At 65.4% G+C, this 16,703-nt stretch carries 17 protein-coding genes and 1 tRNA gene; 16 read left to right on the top strand and 2 right to left on the bottom strand.

Annotated elements, in window-relative coordinates; translation table 11 throughout:
• Positions 1-81: 81 nt before the first annotated feature.
• The 10 genes from Q0R16_RS12915 to Q0R16_RS12870 all read left to right on the top strand — a co-directional run bounded on the left by Q0R16_RS12915 (position 82) and on the right by Q0R16_RS12870 (position 7,804).
• Complete coding sequence (locus Q0R16_RS12915; protein WP_295636638.1) at positions 82-1,020, top strand: TraB/GumN family protein; 939 nt, start codon at positions 82-84, stop codon at positions 1,018-1,020.
• Positions 1,021-1,914: a TraB/GumN family protein gene (locus tag Q0R16_RS12910; protein ID WP_295636635.1), complete on the top strand. Its 894-nt coding sequence runs from the start codon at positions 1,021-1,023 to the stop codon at positions 1,912-1,914. It abuts the gene before it with no gap.
• A 186-nt stretch (positions 1,915-2,100) separates the two neighbouring features.
• A complete protein-coding gene (locus Q0R16_RS12905) occupies positions 2,101-2,703 on the top strand; it encodes a 50S ribosomal protein L25/general stress protein Ctc (RefSeq protein WP_295636632.1) in 603 nt (200 codons plus the stop codon).
• A gap of 124 nt (positions 2,704-2,827) precedes the next feature.
• The gene (pth, locus tag Q0R16_RS12900; protein ID WP_295636629.1) at positions 2,828-3,397 is read left to right on the top strand and encodes an aminoacyl-tRNA hydrolase; all 570 of its coding nucleotides are present in this window, start codon (positions 2,828-2,830) and stop codon (positions 3,395-3,397) included.
• A gap of 7 nt (positions 3,398-3,404) precedes the next feature.
• Positions 3,405-3,926, top strand: coding sequence for a topology modulation protein (locus Q0R16_RS12895; protein WP_295636627.1), 522 nt, complete (start codon positions 3,405-3,407; stop codon positions 3,924-3,926).
• Between the two features lie 3 nt (positions 3,927-3,929).
• A complete protein-coding gene (locus Q0R16_RS12890) occupies positions 3,930-4,367 on the top strand; it encodes a DUF1330 domain-containing protein (RefSeq protein WP_295636624.1) in 438 nt (145 codons plus the stop codon).
• Positions 4,368-4,459: 92 nt separating this feature from the next.
• Positions 4,460-5,560, top strand: coding sequence for a redox-regulated ATPase YchF (gene ychF, locus Q0R16_RS12885; RefSeq protein ID WP_295636621.1), 1,101 nt, complete (start codon positions 4,460-4,462; stop codon positions 5,558-5,560).
• A 38-nt stretch (positions 5,561-5,598) separates the two neighbouring features.
• On the top strand, positions 5,599-5,928 hold the full coding sequence (locus tag Q0R16_RS12880; protein WP_295636618.1) for a hypothetical protein: 330 nt from the start codon (positions 5,599-5,601) through the stop codon (positions 5,926-5,928).
• 61 nt (positions 5,929-5,989) lie between these two features.
• A complete protein-coding gene (locus tag Q0R16_RS12875) occupies positions 5,990-7,339 on the top strand; it encodes a hypothetical protein (protein ID WP_295636615.1) in 1,350 nt (449 codons plus the stop codon).
• A gap of 9 nt (positions 7,340-7,348) precedes the next feature.
• Positions 7,349-7,804: a MaoC family dehydratase gene (locus Q0R16_RS12870; protein ID WP_295636612.1), complete on the top strand. Its 456-nt coding sequence runs from the start codon at positions 7,349-7,351 to the stop codon at positions 7,802-7,804.
• Here the strand turns inward: Q0R16_RS12870 and Q0R16_RS12865 are convergent.
• Together Q0R16_RS12865 and mutL are read right to left on the bottom strand one after the other, a co-directional pair.
• Positions 7,801-8,223 carry a hypothetical protein gene (locus tag Q0R16_RS12865; RefSeq protein WP_295636609.1) on the bottom strand — a complete coding sequence of 141 codons (423 nt, stop codon included), beginning with the start codon at positions 8,221-8,223 and terminating at the stop codon, positions 7,801-7,803. The two genes, Q0R16_RS12870 and Q0R16_RS12865, sit on opposite strands and share 4 nt — an antisense overlap.
• A 65-nt stretch (positions 8,224-8,288) precedes the next feature.
• Entirely contained in the window at positions 8,289-10,115 is a 1,827-nt protein-coding gene (gene mutL, locus Q0R16_RS12860) for a DNA mismatch repair endonuclease MutL (RefSeq protein ID WP_295636710.1), read from the bottom strand.
• A gap of 211 nt (positions 10,116-10,326) precedes the next feature.
• Here mutL and Q0R16_RS12855 point away from each other — a divergent pair, with 211 nt between their 5' ends.
• The 6 genes from Q0R16_RS12855 to Q0R16_RS12830 all read left to right on the top strand — a co-directional run bounded on the left by Q0R16_RS12855 (position 10,327) and on the right by Q0R16_RS12830 (position 16,607).
• Positions 10,327-11,373, top strand: a complete 1,047-nt coding sequence (locus tag Q0R16_RS12855; protein WP_295636605.1) for a rod shape-determining protein — start codon at positions 10,327-10,329, stop codon at positions 11,371-11,373.
• Positions 11,374-11,551: 178 nt separating this feature from the next.
• Positions 11,552-12,547, top strand: coding sequence for a rod shape-determining protein MreC (gene mreC / locus Q0R16_RS12850; protein ID WP_295636602.1), 996 nt, complete (start codon positions 11,552-11,554; stop codon positions 12,545-12,547).
• Positions 12,544-13,137 carry a rod shape-determining protein MreD gene (gene mreD, locus Q0R16_RS12845; protein WP_295636599.1) on the top strand — a complete coding sequence of 198 codons (594 nt, stop codon included), beginning with the start codon at positions 12,544-12,546 and terminating at the stop codon, positions 13,135-13,137. Before mreC ends, mreD begins: the two co-directional genes overlap by 4 nt.
• Positions 13,138-13,150: 13 nt before the next feature.
• A complete protein-coding gene (mrdA, locus tag Q0R16_RS12840) occupies positions 13,151-15,310 on the top strand; it encodes a penicillin-binding protein 2 (RefSeq protein WP_295636596.1) in 2,160 nt (719 codons plus the stop codon).
• A 1-nt stretch (position 15,311) separates the two neighbouring features.
• The gene (rodA, locus tag Q0R16_RS12835; protein WP_295636593.1) at positions 15,312-16,430 is read left to right on the top strand and encodes a rod shape-determining protein RodA; all 1,119 of its coding nucleotides are present in this window, start codon (positions 15,312-15,314) and stop codon (positions 16,428-16,430) included.
• 101 nt (positions 16,431-16,531) lie between these two features.
• Positions 16,532-16,607, top strand: a tRNA-Lys gene (locus Q0R16_RS12830).
• Positions 16,608-16,703: the final 96 nt, after the last annotated feature.

Genomic DNA, 16,703 nt, shown 5'->3' with positions numbered 1-16,703 from the left:
CCGTGGCCTGCCTGCTCGAAAGCCCCGGTTAACGCCTGATGGGGCATTACGGCCCGCAAAGAGGTGCAAATGGGCAAGCGAATGACAAATCGATGGGTGCGGGCGGGGCTGGTGCTGGCGCCACTGGCGATCGGGCTTGAGTGCACCCCGCTGCGCGCCGATCCGCAGCGGCTACCCACCCCCGTAGCGCCGATCATGGCGCCTGCGCCGCCGCTGGCCTCGCTCCATCCTGCGCTGTGGGTGGTGAAGGATCATGACACCACGATCTACCTGTTCGGCACGTTCCACTTGCTCAAGCCGGGGCTGACGTTCCTGACCGGGCCGCTGGCCAAGGCGCTCGACCAGTCGGGCGAACTGGTGACCGAGGTGGTCGATCCGGCGGGGTCGGAGACGCAGAAGGCGTTGTTGTCGCGGGCAACTTTGCCGCAGGGGCAGACTTTGCGCGCGCTGATGCCCGAGAAGCAGCGGGCGGAGTACGAAGCGCTGCTGGCGAAAATCCCGCTCAATCCGGCGCTGCTCGATCGTTACAAGCCGTGGTATGCGGCGGTGGTGCTGTCTTCTCTGCCGCTGATCAAGGCCGGGCTCGATCCGAAATCGGGCGCGGAAGTGGCGCTTTCGGCCAATGTGGATGCGCGGCATGTGCCGCATTCGGCGCTCGAGACTGCCGATTACCAGCTCGGGTTGTTCGATTCTTTGCCTGCCGATTTGCAGATGGGTTTTCTGGCCAGCGTGATGCGCGACTACGACAAGATCGCACCCGAAATCGACGGGTTGATCGATGCCTGGGGGCATGGCGATGCCGAGAGTCTGGCCAAGGCGATGAATGCAGAGATGGATGATCCGCGGCTCGAACAGGTGCTGCTGATCCAGCGCAACAAGAACTGGGCGGCGTGGGTGCGCGAGCGGATGCTCAAGCCGGGTACGGTGTTCGTGGCAGTGGGTGCTGGGCATCTGGCGGGCAAGGGCAGCGTGCAGGAGCAACTGGCCGCAGCGGGTATCAGCACGCAGCGGGTCCAATAGGTGCGGCGGGCGCTCTGTCTGGCGGTGACGGCGGCGCTGGCGCTGCTCGGGGGCTGCCATCGCCAGGCGCCGAACAAGGACTTGCAAGCGAAGGCGCAGCCGCCGCTGTGGATGATCTCTGACGCCACCGGCCCGCGCGCGTGGCTGTTCGGCACGGTCCACGCGCTGCCCGATGGCGTTAAATGGCAAGGCCCGGCGATCGTCAAGGCGGTGCAGGGCGCCGATCGGCTGGTGCTGGAGATTGGTGACGAGCTGAACCCGCAGAACGCGCAAGCCGCTCTTGCCAGGCTGGGCTACACCCCCGGCCTGCCCCCACCGTCCGAGCGGATCGCGCCCGAGCGCAAGGCCGATCTGCTGGCGTTGTACAAGAAGCTGGGTGTCGACGATCGCAACTTCGTGAACGAGGAAAGCTGGGCGGTGGCGCTGCAACTGGCCGCGATCGCCAGCAAGCAGGAGGGCGTGATCGCCGATAACGGGGTGGAGCCGGGGCTGCGGGAGATGGCCAAGGGTAAGTCGGTTGAGGGGCTGGAGACGCTCGATGCGCAGTTTTCGGCGTTCGACGGGCTATCCGAGAAGGACCAAGCAGCCTTGCTGGCAGATGTCGCACAAGAAGCCTCACGCGGCGATACCGAAGACCGCGACATGATGCTGCTGTGGATCAAGGGCGATACGCAAGGCATCGCTGCGGAAGCGCGCAAGGGCTTCCTGGCCGAGCCGGGGTTGCGGGCGGCGCTGCTGACCAAGCGGTCGAACAAGTGGGCGCAGGAGATCGAAGCGATGATCCAGCGGGGTGCGCACCCGTTCGTGGCGGTGGGTGCCGCGCACGTTTCGGGGGCGGACGGGCTGCCCGCGCTGATGGCGGCGCGGGGGTATACGGTGCGGCGGGTGCAGTAGCGAAGAAGTGCCCACCCCCAGCCGCTGCTCCTTCGGAACGCCTGCGGCTCCCCGCAAGCGGGCGGGGGGCATCAATCCTTGCTTTCCTCCGCAAATCCGCTATGCGCCGCCGCTTCGCAGGTCTGGTCATCCCTGGAGGCGGACCGCGAAAACAACCGATAAACCGCATTTGAAAAGGCCATGGATATGAGCGAAGCGCTTACCCTGGCGGCCGAGACGCGGACACAAGCAGGCAAGGGAGCCTCTCGTGTTCTTCGTCGTGAAGGCCGCGTACCCGCAGTGATTTATGGAGGCAAGGAAGAGCCTTTGTCGATCCACGTCGAAGCCAAGGAACTGGCACGCCAACTCGGCACCGGCCACTTCCTGAACTCGATTGTCGAGATCGAAGTCGGCGGCAAGACCGTGCGCACGCTGCCCAAGGACGTGGCTTTCCATCCTGTCACCGATCGCGCGCTGCATGTCGATTTCCTGCGCCTCTCCGCGAATTCGACGGTGCACGTCGAAGTGCCGGTGCTGTTCATCAACGAGGACGCCTCGCCCGGCCTGAAGCGTGGCGGTGTCCTGAACATCGTCCGCCACGAGCTGGAACTGGTGTGCGAATCGGACAAGATCCCCGACGATATCCAGATCGACCTGACCGGCCGCGAAGTCGGCGATTCGATCCACATCAGCCACGTGACGCTGCCCGCCGGATCGGCGAGCGCGATCACCGATCGTGACTTCACGATTGCAACGATCGTTGCCCCCTCTGCGCTGAAGAGCGAATCGGGCGAAGGCGACAAGGCCTGAGCCAAAGACCCCTCCCGCTTGCGGGAGGGGTTTGGGGTAGGCCCGAAAACCGGGTGGGCGGGGTTGGGTCGTGTTTTGACGCGGCCCACCCCCGGCCCCTCCCGCAAGCGGGATGGGAGATTCGGTGCAACTCTGGGTCGGTCTCGGCAATCCCGGCGCGCAATATGCGCTGAACCGGCACAATGTCGGGTTCATGGTGGCCGACACCATCGCCGACATGCACCGCTTCGGCACCGTCCAGAAGAAGTTCTCGGGCTGGGTGCAGGAAGGCCGCGTGGGCTCGCAGAAAGTGCTGTTGCTCAAGCCCGCCACCTACATGAACGAAAGCGGCCGCGCGGTCAGCGAGGCGATGCGCTTCTACAAGCTCGATATGGACGCGCTGACGGTGTTCCACGATGAACTCGATCTCGCGCCGTTCAAGGTCAAGGTGAAGCAGGGCGGCGGCACCGCCGGACACAACGGCTTGCGCTCGATTGACCAGCATCTGGGCGCTGAATTCCGGCGCGTGCGGCTGGGCATCGGCCATCCCGGACACAAGGACCGCGTGACGGGATATGTGCTCGGCAACTACGCCAAGGCCGAAATGGACGACCTTGCCGGACTGCTCGGTGCGGTTTCGGCCGAAGCCGAATGGCTGGCCAAGCGCGATGACGTCCGCTTCATGAACGATGTGGCACTGCGCCAGCAGGATTGAGCCGGCGATGCAGCGGGTCCTGATCATCGGATCACCCGGCGCGGGCAAATCCACCGTGTCGGGCGCATTGGCGACGCGCGCCGGTCTGCCGTTGCATCATCTGGACCGCATGCACTGGCTGCCCGGCTGGATCGAACGCGATCGCGAGGAAGGTCGCGCCGAACTGGCCGGCGTGCTGGCGCAGGATAGCTGGATCATCGACGGCAATTATGGCTCGAGCCTGCCGCTGCGGCTTGAGCGTGCCGATACCGTGGTCTGGCTCGATTATCCGACACGCGTATGCGTAGCGCGCGTGGTGAAACGCTGGTGGCGCTATCGCGGCTGTTCGCGCCCCGACATGACCGAGGGTTGCCCCGAACGGTTCAATCTCGAGTTCCTGCTTTACGTCTTGTACTTTCGCAGCGCATGGCGCGGACGCAACAGTGCGGCGCTCGGACATTTTTCGGGAACCATCCTGCGCTTCGGGTCTTCCAGTCATCTGGCCCGCTGGTTGGCCGCCGTTCCGGGCGCCGAAGACGCTGGCCACTGACATATGATCAAGGAACCCGCATTGCCCGGACCCTACCTCGACGTGGCGCAGGACGCGGGCCGCGCGTTCTTCCTGAGCGGAAAAGGCGGGCCGATCGTCATGCTCAACCTGCTGCGTTTCCGCGAGGTTGCCGATTATTCCGATAGCCCCGAGATCGCCCCGGCCCAGCCGGTCAGCGGCCGCGAAGCGTTCGATACGTACGTCGCGCATACACTGCCTTTCCTGTTCGCCAGCGGCGGCGATCTGTTGTTTATGGGCGATGCCGGGCCATGGCTGATCGGACCCACAAGCGAATCGTGGGACCGCGCGATGCTGGTGCGGCAAGCGAGCGTCGACACCTTCCTCGCCTGGAACAGCGATGCGGAGTACCTCAAGGGCATCGGCCACCGCACCGCAGCGCTGGCGGATTCGCGGTTGCTCCCGTTGATCGAAGGCGTCTGATCGCGCGCCAGCCCGCAGAACTGGCCAAACCGCCAAGCGCCGTCTAAAGGCGCGCGAAAGCCCCGCAGCGTCGCGGGACAGTGGAGCATGGCATGGGTTTTCGTTGCGGGATTGTCGGGCTGCCCAACGTGGGCAAGTCCACGCTGTTCAATGCGTTGACCGAAACGCAGGCGGCGCAGGCGGCAAACTATCCGTTCTGCACGATCGAGCCCAACGTCGGCAATGTCGGCGTGCCCGATCCGCGGCTGGATACGCTGGCCAGTATCGCGGGCAGCCAGAAGATCATTCCCACGCAGCTCGGTTTCGTCGATATTGCCGGCCTGGTGCGCGGCGCGTCGAAGGGTGAAGGGCTGGGCAACCAGTTCCTCGGCAACATCCGCGAGGTGGACGCGATCGTCCACGTGCTGCGCTGTTTCGAGGACATCGACATCCAGCACGTCGACAACAAGATCGATCCGATCTCGGACGCAGAAACGGTCGAGACCGAGCTGATGCTGTCGGATCTCGAAAGTCTGGAAAAGCGCGTTCCCGCCGCGCAGAAAAAGGCCGCGCAGGGCGACAAGGAATCGAAAATCATCGCGTCTGTGCTCGGGCAAGCGCTGGACCTGCTGCGCGAGGGCAAGCCCGCGCGGCTGGTCGTGCCCAAGGACGAGGAAGAAACGCGCGTGTTCAAGGCCGCGCAACTGATCACCTCGAAGCCAGTGCTGTATGTGTGCAACGTCGACGAGGCCTCGGCCAAGGCCGGCAATGCGTTTTCCGCGCGGGTGTTCGAAAAGGCCAAGGCCGAGGGCGCCAATGCGGTGGTCGTGTCCGCTGCGATCGAAGCCGATATCGTGACGATGCCGGTCGAGGATCGCGGCGAATTCCTGGTTGAACTGGGGCTGGAAGAAGCGGGCCTCGCGCGCATCATCCGGTCGGGCTACGAACTGCTCCACCTCATCACTTTCTTCACCGTCGGCCCCAAGGAAACGCGCGCCTGGACCGTCCACAAGGGTGAAAAAGCGCCCGACGCAGCGGGCGAGATCCATTCGGACATGCAGCGCGGTTTCATCCGCGCCGAAACGATCGCGTTCGACGATTTCGTTTCGCTCGGCGGCGAACTGGGCGCCAAGGAAGCGGGCAAACTGCGGCAGGAAGGCAAGGAATACGTGGTGCAGGACGGCGACGTGATGCACTTCAAGTTCAATGTCTGATTGGACAATCGGAAGAATGACGGTGTAGGAACGGCACGATGTTGCGCCGTGCGATCTTTGCCATTCTGATTGCGTGCCTCGCCTTTCCGGCGGCGGCCATGCCGATGCTTCATGCGCAGATGGGCCAAGTTCCCGAGGCACACCATGCGATGATGGCGCATGAGCAGCACAATACCATGCCCGCTTCGCACCATGGCGCTGGCATGGCCGGCGCCTCGCACGAATGTATCGGCTGCGTGGCGCGTTACGATGGCGTTGCACTGCCCGAGGCGCCCCTGATGCCGGCCGAGCTTGTGCTTTGCATTGTCGCTCCTGCGCAGATCGCCGGCGCCGGACCGGGCCCCGAGATACCCCCGCCCCGGTGCTGATCGCGCGCCATCGCTTGCCCTGACGGCAGGCGCACCCGCACGATCACACAGGACTTATTCGATGAACACCGCTTACCGGATGGCGCTCGCTTGCAGCGCCGTATGGCCGATTGTCTCGGCCGCTCCCGCCCATGCCCAGGACATGACCGGCATGGACATGTCGAAGCCCATAGCCCCTGTTGCGCCGGCACCGAAACCGACACCTGCGCACGGGGACATGGCGATGGACATGCCCGGCATGGATCATGGCGCGATGGACCATGGTGCGATGGGCCACGAGGGCGCTGGCTCGGGCACCTCACGGCTGCCGCTGGGCGATGGCCCGATGAGGGGCATTCACCTTCGCTCGGGCGACTGGATGCTGATGGTCCACGCCACCGTCTCGGCGCAATATTCCAGCGACACCGGCCCGCGCGGCGATGACAAGGCCTACGCCACCTCGATGGCGATGGTGATGGCAACGCGGCAGACCGATTGGGGCAAAGTCCAGCTACGCGCGATGGGCAGCCTGGAACCGTTCATGCGGCACGATGGCTATCCGAACTTGTTTGCGACCGGCGAGGAAGCTTACGGAAAATCGCTGGTCGATCGCCAGCACCCGCACGATCTGTTCATGGAACTGGCCGCGCGGGTGGATGTGAACACCGGTTTCGGTAGCATCTTCATCTATGGCGGCCCGGTCGGCGAACCCGCGCTGGGGCCGAGTGCATTCATGCACCGCGCCTCGGCCCGGCTCAATCCCGAGCCGCCGATCACGCACCACTGGTTCGATTCGACGCATATCAGCTATGGCGTCGTGACCAGCGGGCTGGCGGGGGCGACGTGGCAGATCGAAGGATCGGCATTCCGCGGACAGGAACCCGACGAGCACCGCTTCAACATCGAGACCCCGCGGCTCGACTCGTGGTCGGTGCGCGGCACGTTGACCCCCTCGCCCGCCTGGGCGATCCAGGCGAGCTATGGCTTCCTCAAGCAACCCGAGGCGGGCCATCCGGGCGAGAACGAACGGCGCTTCACCGCCTCGGCGCATTATGCCAACGGCAAGGGCTTGAGCGCGATGGTGGGGTTCAGCGCGAAAAAACGCGTAGTGTCGACCGGCAATGGCCCCATCCTTACGGCGTTCCTGACCGAGGCCGAGTGGGATGCCACCCGTCACGACACGCTGTTCGGGCGGATCGAAAACGTCAATCACGACGAGTTGTTTCCCGATCCGGCCAGTGCATTCCACGACCGCGCATTCCGCGTGACCAAGTTCCAGATCGGCTATGCCCGGCGTTACCAGATCGGCCCGGTGGAACTGGCGGCAGGCGGATCGGTTTCGGCCTTTGCCAAACCCGCGTTGCTCGATACGGCTTATGGGCGGCACCCGATGGGTTACACCGGGTTCGTGCGGCTATCGCTGGCACAATAGGAGAGGCGCTTGCAGTATTTCGAGGATATCGAGGTCGGCACAACGGCCAATTTCGGCAACTATGCCGTGACGCGCGAGGAAGTGATAGAATTCGCCTCGCGCTTCGATCCGCAACCGTTCCACCTCGATGACGCGGCCGCGGCGGCCACGCATTTCGGGCGGCTTTCCGCCAGCGGCTGGCACACGTGCGCGATGACGATGCGGATGATGGTCGACAACATGAAGACTCGCGCACAGGCCGGGCTCGGCTCACCGGGGCTCGATGAATTGCGCTGGAAGAAGCCGGTGTTTCCGGGTGACACGCTGCGGGTCGAGACCGAACTGCTCGAAAAGACGCGCAGCCGTTCACGGCCCGAAATGGGCAGTTTCCGCTCGGCGGTGCGGGTCTACAACCAGCACGACGAATTGGTGATGAGCATGACCTCGATCGGGCTGATCGCCACGCGGAACGCGGTGGCGGACTAGATCGCCGGGCAGCGCAACTTGCCGCCGGCCTCGAACACCGGGCGGTTGTAGCGATCGTTGATGACCAATCGGGCGATCGGCGATCCCGCGCCCGGTTTGTCCAGCGCGAGCACCAGCGCCTTGCCCAAATAGCGCGACCAAGCCCCGCTCGGCAGTCGGGCACTGCCTTTGTCGGCGGAGAACACCGCAGGCTGACCGTCGATCTGCAGTTCGATCCGGCCATCGAGCGCCAACGCAATAGCGGCGGTTTCGCCCTTGGCCACGAATGCACAGCTTTTGCCACCGGCTGCGTGCTGCGCGACGAATGCGGGCGCCAGGGCTTGCGGCATGACCGGCCGCAACGGCGCTGGCGCATGGTTCGTCGCCTCGACTTGCGCCACCGCGCGGTCGTCGGCCACCTTCTGCTGCGCTGGGCTCATCGGTTTTTCGCAAGCGGCCAAGGCCAGGATCGGCAACAAGGCCACGCACAATTTCTGGAGCGGCATCATCGCCTCCCGAACAGCTTTTCAATGTCGGCATGCGCCAGCTTGACCCATGTCGGCCGCCCATGATTGCACTGGCCTGAACGCGGGGTCGCTTCCATTTCACGCAGCAGCGCGTTCATCTCGGGCACCGACAGCACGCGCCCGGCGCGGACCGAACCGTGGCAGGCCATCGTGGCGAGCACGTGGTCGAGCCGTTCAGCCACCAGCAGCGCGGCCCCGTTCTGCGCCAGATCATCGGCCACATCGCGCAGCAGCGCTTGCGGATCGCCCTTGCCCAGTGCGGCGGGGACAGCGCGCACCAGCATCGCGGCCGGCCCGAAGCGTTCGGCCACCAAACCGAACTTCGCCAATTCAGTGGCGGCTTCCTCGATCCTGTCGCACGCCACTTCGTCGAGATCGACCACTTCGGGGATCAGCAGCGCCTGTGCAGACGTTGCGCCAGCCCCCACCCCGGCAGTGCGCAGCTGCTCCATCACCAGCCGTTCGTGCGCGGCGTGCTGATCGACGATGACCAGGCCATCTTCGGCTTCGGCCACGATGTACGTCTTGGCAATCTGCCCGCGCGCCGTTCCCATCGGAAATTCGCTGGCGAGCGGGCAGTCATCGACAGCGACCGATTCGGCGCGACCGGCCGGCGGGGCCATGATCGCCGCTTCGTAACCGCGCCATGCAGCGCCAGCCTCGCCCAGTCTTTGCACATCGCCGTTGAACAGGCCACGCAGGGGATAACCTTGTTGATAAGCCGGGGACAGGTTCGCAACCGGCTCGACCTGCCAGGCCCGCATCGCTGCCTCGGCGGGCGCTTGCGCAGACCGCCGATCGCCCGTGGACAGCGCCTCGCGCAGGCCGGTGACGACCAGTCCACGCACCGTTGCGGGATCGCGGAAGCGCACTTCGGTCTTGGCCGGGTGGACGTTCACATCGACCTCGCTGCCCGGCAGATCGAGAAACAGCGCCAACACCGCGTGCCGGTCGCGCGCGAGCATTTCGGCATAAGCACCACGCACCGCGCCGATCAGCAGCCGGTCCTTCACCGGCCGGCCATTGACGAACAGGTACTGGTGATCGGCCACACCGCGGTTGTACGTGGGCAGGCCCGCGATCCCGGTCAGCCGCAGATCGCCGCGCATCAGGTCGACCACCACCGCGTTATCGGCCAGTTCGCGCGCGATCAATCGCGCCACGCGTTCGGCCAAAGCCTCGCCCGGCTGGACCGACAGCGCGCGCCGGCCATCGTGTTCGAGCGTGAAGCCCACATCGGGCCGCGCCATCGCCAGTCGCCGCACTACGTCAAGACTGGCTGCCCATTCCGACCGCGCTGAACGCAGGAACTTGCGCCGCGCGGGCACGTGCGCGAACAGATGTTCGACCCGCACGCGCGTGCCGGGAGGCAGCGCGGCCGGGCCTTCCTCGACCAGTGCGCCGTGATCGACCACCCTATGCCAGCCGTCCCCTGCCCCCCGGACACGGCTTTCGAGCGTGAGCCGCGCCACGCTGGCGATCGAGGGCAGCGCTTCCCCGCGAAAGCCCAGCGTGGCAACGGCTTCGAGCGCGCCTTCAGTCCCGACCAGGCTTTCGGGCAATTTCGAAGTGGCATGGCGTTCGAGCGCGAGTTCGATCTCGGCGCGGTCCATACCGCAGCCATCATCGGACACCTCGATCAGCGCCAATCCGCCTTCGGACACGCGGATGTGGATAGCTGTCGCGCCGGCATCGATCGCGTTTTCGACCAGTTCCTTGAGCGCGGAGGCCGGCCGCTCGACCACCTCGCCCGCCGCGATGCGGTTGATCAGCGTTTCGGGCAGGCGCCGTATGGTGCGAGGCATGGTCAACGTGGTGGTGTTCCCGGATTTCGGCGGTCTTAGCGATCAACGTGCTTCTTTTCGAGACAAGGCGAAAAGCTGTGCCCGATTTCCTCCATAATAATATGTGTGTCGCGCGAAACTTGGGCTAATGGGGCACCTTCCCGGGCTTACCGATCGTCGCCGCGCTGGTGCAGTTTTTGCGCTAAGCTCGTCTAATAACATGGATTTCCTGATGGCAGGCTTCTTTTCCCGATTCTTCAAGTTCGGCACCCAGAACATCGCGATCGACCTCGGCACAGCCAATACGCTGGTTTACGTGCAGGATCGTGGCATCGTGCTGAACGAACCCTCGGTGGTGGCGATCGAAACGATCAACGGGGTCAAGCGGGTCAAGGCCGTGGGCGACGACGCCAAGATGATGATGGGCAAGACGCCCGACAGCATCGAGGCGATCCGCCCGTTGCGCGACGGCGTGATCGCCGACATCGAAGTCGCCGAGGAAATGATCAAGTACTTCATCAAGAAGGTCAACGGTTCCAACCGCTTGCTCAGCTATCCCGAGATCGTGATCTGCGTGCCCTCGGGCTCGACTTCGGTCGAACGCCGCGCGATCCGCGATGCGGCCAGCAATGCCGGTGCCAGCCAGGTGTTCCTGATCCTCGAACCGATGGCCGCCGCGATCGGCGCCGACATGCCCGTTACCGAACCGGTCGGTTCGATGGTGGTCGATATCGGCGGGGGCACCACCGAAGTCGCGGTGCTGTCGCTGCGCGGCCTGGCCTACACCACCAGCGTGCGCGTGGGCGGCGACAAGATGGACGAAGCCATCGTCAGCTACGTGCGCCGCCACCACAACCTGCTGATCGGCGAATCGACCGCCGAGCGGATCAAGAAGGACTACGGCATCGCGGTGATGCCGGCCGACGGCGTGGGTGAAACGATCCACATCAAGGGCCGCGATCTGGTCAACGGCGTGCCGAAGGAAATCACCATCACCCAGGCGAACATCGCCGAAGCACTCAGCGAACCGATCGGCGCGATCGTCGAAGGCGTGCGCATCGCGCTGGAAAACACCGCGCCCGAACTGGCCGCCGATATCGTCGACCAAGGCATCGTGCTGACCGGTGGCGGCGCGCTGATCCGCGGGCTGGATGAACACTTGCGCGATGAAACCGGGCTGCCGGTCAGCGTGGCTGAAGACCCGCTATCGTGCGTGGCGATCGGCACCGGCCGCGCGATGGAAGACCCGATCTATCGCGGCGTGCTGATCTCCACCTGATGTCGCATGCCGCCTACGCCGCATTACGCGGTTGCGGGCGGCGGATTAAGGAACAATTCATCTGGCGACGGCGCTAGGGCATGGCTCGGATGAAATGGCTATCCGTGTGGCTCTAATCGGGTCGGGTCGAGGGGTTAATGACATGACGCAGCCCTCGGACCGGCGGGGAGTCTAAGTTATGGCGCGGGCCACGGACCGACGCCCCGGTTTCTCGCGCAGGGCGCAGGTCGGGATCTTCACCGGCTATGTCGTCGCCATCCTGGGCGTAGTGATCGGCGCCGGGCTGCTGATCGCCTCGCTGGTGCAGCCGGCGTTGTTTTCGGGCGCGCGCAGTGCCGCCGCCGAAGTGGCGCGCCCGGTCGGGCAGGCCGCCGCCACCGGACGGCGCAGCGGGATCGACGTGCTCGGCGCGATCCGGGCCTATTTCAACGCCGGACGGCAGAACGCGGCATTGCACCACGAAGTCGACCTGGCGCGCGCCGATGCAGTCAAGCGCCAGTCGCTCGAACAGGAAAACCGCCGGTTGAAGGCGCTGCTCGGCATCCGCGAGCAGGAACCGCACGTGGTCACTGCGGCGCGATTGATCGGTTCCACCGCAAGCAGCTTGCGCCGGTTCGCGGTGATCGCAGCGGGATCGCGTAGCGGTGTGATGATCGGTCAACCCGTGCGCTCGGCCGCCGGCCTGATCGGGCGCGTGCTCGAAGTGGGGCCGGATACCGCGCGCGTGCTACTCGTCACCGATCCCGAAAACGTCGTTCCGGTTCGCCGCGCCAGCGACGGCGTGCCCGCATTCGTGCAGGGCGCCGCCAATGGCCGGGTGGCGATCCGGCTGATCAATTCGGGCGTGGCCACGCTGCACAAGGGCGATCTGTTCGTGACCTCTGGTTCGGGCGGCATGTTCGCGCCGGGCATCCCCGTGGCGGTGGTGACCGAACCCAACCGGGATGGCGCGACGGGCATGCTGACCGGCGACCCTGCCGATGCCGATTACGTGACCGTGGAACAATCGTACCAGCCCGAAGCCGTCGCGGCGCTGGCCGTGCCGATCGCCCCACCCCAACTGGTGCCTCCGCCCAAGAAGAAGAAAAAGATCAAGGCAGGAAGCGGCGCGGCAGCAACACCCGCAGCCGTCAAAGCTGCGCCTGCCGCGCCAGTCCCGGCGGCCGGGCCATGAAGGTGCAGATCAAGGTCCCGATCAAGCTGCCACCGGGCGTGCCCGGCGTCGGCAAGCGCAATGATGGCATCGAGCGGCGCATCAACCGCGCGCCGTCGCGGACGATTTCCAACCTGGTGCCGTGGCTGTCGATCGTGCTGGCATCGGCGGTCGGCTTCGCACCCGTGATCGCTTCGGCGCCGGTAGTGCCGCCGCTGGCATTCATGCTGTTGCTGGCATGGCGCACGATGCGGCCCGGGCTGCTGCCGGTGTGGGCGGGCCTGCCGTTGGGTGCGATCGACGATCTTTACAGCGGGCAGCCGTTCGGCAGCGCGGTCACGATCTGGTCGCTGGCGATGCTGGCGATGGAAGCGGTCGACCGGCGGTTCCTGTGGCGCGGCTTTGTCGAAGACTGGCTTGCGGCGAGCGTGCTGTTGACCGCAGGCCTGGTCATGGGCGCGATCGTGGCGGGCATCGCTGCGGGGCACGTGGCGCCGTGGATCATCTGGCCGCAGCTGGCGATGTCGATCGTGCTGTTCCCGCTGGTGACCGAACTGGTCGCGCTGCTCGACCGGTTGCGGCTGGTGCGCGTGAAGTTGCCCGAAGCATGATAAAGAGTTTGTCATGAAGCTGGCAGAATTCCTCATCGGGCGGGCGGGGCGCAAGCCCCAGAGTCGGGCATTGCCGGTAACCCCGGCGCAGCTCAACAACGCCTTCGATCGGCGCGTGTTCGTGATCGGGTCGCTCCAGCTCGGCGTGGGCGTTCTGCTGGCCGCGCGGCTAGGCTACCTGACCGTGGCGGAAAATTCCAAGTACGCCGCCGCCGCCGAAAGCAACCGCGTCAACCTCACGCTGATACCGCCACGCCGGGGAGCGATCCTCGATCGCAACGGCGCAGCGCTGGCCGCCAATCGCGCGGCGTTCCGGGTCGATGTCGTGCCAGAACGGCTGATCGAGCGCGAAAAGACGCTGGCCACGCTGGCCGATCTGCTCGCGCTGCCGCCCGAAAAGCTCCAGGACGTCAAGGACAAGCTGGAAAAGGCGCACGGGTTCCAGCCGGTCGAAGTCGCCTCGGACATCGATTTCGACAAGTTTGCCGCGGTCAGCCTGCGCGCACCCGAATTGCCCGGCGTGGTGCCGCAGCGCGGCTATTCGCGGTCTTACCCCACCGGATCGTCGGTGGCGCACCTGATCGGTTATGTCGGCCCCGCCACGGCCGAAGATTACGAGCGCGAAAAGAACCCTCTGATGATCACCCCCGGGTTCAAGATCGGCAAGGACGGGCTCGAAAAGCACTTCGAAACACAATTGCGCGGCGTGCCCGGCGCACGGCGCGTGGTGGCAACTGCCAGCGGCCGGATCGTCAAGGACTTGGGCCTGCGCGAGGATGTTCCGGGCGAGACCGTGCAACTGACCATCAACGGCCCGCTGCAGGACTATGCCGCGCGCCGTATCGGGCTGGAAAGCGCGGCGGTGACGGTGATCGACTGCCACACTGGCGAGATCCTGGCGCTTGTCTCGATGCCCGCGTTCGATCCCAATCGCTTCGTTGGCGGGATCGGCCGGATCGAATGGAAGATGCTCAACGAGGATGACCACATCCCGTTGCTCAACAAGGCCTTGCGCGGACTTTATCCGCCCGGATCGACCATGAAACCCATGGCCACGCTGGCGCTGCAACAGCATGGCGTTTCGCCCGACGAGCGGGTCAATTGTGGCGGCGGGTTTCGCCTCGGCAGCCGCTTCTTCCGCTGCGACGCGGTCCATGGCTCGATGGACATGCGCTCGGCGATCGAACACAGTTGCAACACCTATTTCTGGACGATGGCCAACCGCGTCGGTTACGACGCCATCGCGCCGACGGCCAAGCTGCTCGGGCTGGGGCAGCAATTCGACTTGCCGCTTTCGGCGCAGCGTTACGGCACCATCCCCGATGCCGCGTGGAAGATGAAGCGCTACAAGCAGGCGTGGACCGGCGCGGATTCGCTCAATGCCTCGATCGGCCAGGGATATGTCTCGGTCTCGCCGTTGCAACTGGCGGTGATGGCATCGCGGGTAGCCAGCGGTCGCAATTTGCAGCCGTGGATCATCCACGGGCAGCCGAAACAGCCAGGTCCGGCGTTGCCCTTCACCCCGGAACAACTGGGCGTCGCGCACGACGGCATGTTCCGCGTGGTCAACGGCGCGGGCACTGCCGTGGCCAGCAAGCTCAACCTCGGCGAGATCCGCATGGCGGGCAAGACCGGGACCGCGCAAGTCCGCGCGCTTGTGGCGCGCGGCGGCGGCGGGGCATGGAAGTTCCGCGATCACTCGCTGTTCGTGTGCTACGCGCCGGCCGACGCGCCGCGCTATGCGATGTCGGTGGTGGTCGAACATGGCACGCAAGGCGCACGCGCCGCGGCGCCGATCGCGCGCGATTGCATGACCTTCCTGTTCGATCCGGGCAAGGCGATGGACACGCTGCTGGCGATGGAAAAAGGCTGGGGCGGCACCCCGACCGAGCGGATGGAAGCACGCTATCGCGCCTATGCCGCGCAATACGGCGCCACCGCGCCCAAGGTCGGCGACGACCAGGCGGTCGAAGACGCGATCGACCAAGCCGACAAGGCCGGCGATCCCGCAGAAGTCGATGGCGCCGGCGGTGCGGCTCGCCAGGTGCCGGAAGCACCTGCTCCGCCACCCGAGAGCGCCGACACGCCCGCGCCGGCTGCGGCTGCGGGCGTTGCCCCGCCGGCAGTCGCAAATGCCGCTCCGATTGCGATCAAACCTGCGCCTTTGCCCTGACATGTCGCAGCGCTTCTTCATTCCCCGCCTGATCGCCGCGCAGCCGTGGCAGGTGATCCTGCCGCTGCTGGCGCTGACGCTGTTCGGCGGTGCGGTGCTCTATTCGGCGGCAGGCGGGCATATGCGTCCGTGGGCGCTGATGCACGTGCTGCGCTTCCCGATCTTCCTGGCGCTGGCGATGGGCTTGGCGCGCGTGCCCGCCGCATGGTTCAAGCGGGTCGCGCTGCCCGGTTACGTGGGCCTGTGCATATCGTTGGTGCTGGTCGAGGCGATCGGGCGGATCGGCGGCGGCAGCCAGCGCTGGCTCAACCTGGGGTTCATGCAGTTGCAGCCGTCTGAACTGATGAAGCCGGGCATCGTGCTGATCCTGGCGTGGTTCTACAGCCGCCTGCCGCCATCCGAGATCCGCACCTGGCGCGGCATCGTGCCCGCCGGCGCGTTGATCGGCATCCCGGCGGTGTTGGTGATGCTCCAGCCCGATCTCGGCACCGCGCTTGCGATCGTGTTCGGTGGGCTGGTCATCCTGTTCCTGTCGGGCCTGCCGTTGATCTGGTTCGGCGGCGGCGCGGCGGCGGCGGCGGTGGGCGGACCGCTGGCTTACTTTTTCCTGCTCCACGATTACCAGCGCAACCGCATCCTGATCTTTCTCGATCCCGAGAGCGATCCGCTCGGCACCGGTTACCACATCACCCAGTCGAAGATCGCGATCGGTTCGGGCGGACTGTTCGGCAAGGGCTTCGGCAACGGCAGCCAGAGCCATCTCGATTACCTTCCCGAATCGCACACCGACTTCGTGTTCGCGACGATGAGCGAAGAATGGGGCATGCTGGGCGGCTTGTTCGTGCTGGTGGTGTTCGGCCTGGTACTGCGCTGGGGCCTGCGAGTCGCCAGTCGTGCGCCCGACCGGTTCTCGAAGCTGCTGGCTGCGGGCATGGCGGCGACGATTTTTTGCTACGTGTGCATCAACCTGATGATGGTGATGGGCCTGGCGCCGGTCGTGGGCATCCCCCTGCCCTTCATGAGCCACGGCGGATCATCGATGATGACCAACATGATCTGTATCGGCACGATCATGGCCGTTGAACGCTGGGGCCGGACGGGGCGGGTCGGCCTTTCCTGAGCTTGGCCAACCAGCCGAAAAATTTGCCGAGAAAGGGGCTTGATGCGCCGCGCACAGCCGCTATAGGGGCGCCTCTCCGGTACGGTTCTTCGGTCCGGCGCGGACGCATAGCTCAGTTGGTAGAGCAGCTGACTCTTAATCAGCGGGTCCTTGGTTCGAGCCCAAGTGCGTCCACCATATCACACAACTGTCAGTCGATTGTTCGATACGCCCTTGGATGGGCGCTGTGCACGCTTGAACCTTGCGAAGTTCAAGCCTTGCATGAACACCGCG

Origin of the sequence: Novosphingobium sp., from assembly GCF_025351285.1 — a bacterium.
In the GTDB taxonomy this organism is placed as follows: domain Bacteria; phylum Pseudomonadota; class Alphaproteobacteria; order Sphingomonadales; family Sphingomonadaceae; genus Novosphingobium.
This window is presented reverse-complemented; position numbering and strand designations above follow the sequence as displayed.

What these genes read in the sequence shown, in the direction of transcription:
- mreC (WP_295636602.1), top strand. Translation starts at nt 11,552, where the DNA reads ATGGCGCGGGCCACGGACCGACGCCCCGGTTTCTCGCGCAGGGCGCAG.
- ychF (WP_295636621.1), top strand. Translation starts at nt 4,460, where the DNA reads ATGGGTTTTCGTTGCGGGATTGTCGGGCTGCCCAACGTGGGCAAGTCC.
- Q0R16_RS12915 (WP_295636638.1), top strand. Translation starts at nt 82, where the DNA reads ATGACAAATCGATGGGTGCGGGCGGGGCTGGTGCTGGCGCCACTGGCG.
- Q0R16_RS12895 (WP_295636627.1), top strand. Translation starts at nt 3,405, where the DNA reads ATGCAGCGGGTCCTGATCATCGGATCACCCGGCGCGGGCAAATCCACC.
- Q0R16_RS12905 (WP_295636632.1), top strand. Translation starts at nt 2,101, where the DNA reads ATGAGCGAAGCGCTTACCCTGGCGGCCGAGACGCGGACACAAGCAGGC.
- rodA (WP_295636593.1), top strand. Translation starts at nt 15,312, where the DNA reads ATGTCGCAGCGCTTCTTCATTCCCCGCCTGATCGCCGCGCAGCCGTGG.
- Q0R16_RS12880 (WP_295636618.1), top strand. Translation starts at nt 5,599, where the DNA reads ATGTTGCGCCGTGCGATCTTTGCCATTCTGATTGCGTGCCTCGCCTTT.
- Q0R16_RS12875 (WP_295636615.1), top strand. Translation starts at nt 5,990, where the DNA reads ATGAACACCGCTTACCGGATGGCGCTCGCTTGCAGCGCCGTATGGCCG.
- mrdA (WP_295636596.1), top strand. Translation starts at nt 13,151, where the DNA reads ATGAAGCTGGCAGAATTCCTCATCGGGCGGGCGGGGCGCAAGCCCCAG.
- Q0R16_RS12865 (WP_295636609.1), bottom strand. Translation starts at nt 8,223, where the DNA reads ATGAGCCCAGCGCAGCAGAAGGTGGCCGACGACCGCGCGGTGGCGCAA.
- mutL (WP_295636710.1), bottom strand. Translation starts at nt 10,115, where the DNA reads ATGCCTCGCACCATACGGCGCCTGCCCGAAACGCTGATCAACCGCATC.
- Q0R16_RS12890 (WP_295636624.1), top strand. Translation starts at nt 3,930, where the DNA reads ATGATCAAGGAACCCGCATTGCCCGGACCCTACCTCGACGTGGCGCAG.
- mreD (WP_295636599.1), top strand. Translation starts at nt 12,544, where the DNA reads ATGAAGGTGCAGATCAAGGTCCCGATCAAGCTGCCACCGGGCGTGCCC.
- Q0R16_RS12855 (WP_295636605.1), top strand. Translation starts at nt 10,327, where the DNA reads ATGGCAGGCTTCTTTTCCCGATTCTTCAAGTTCGGCACCCAGAACATC.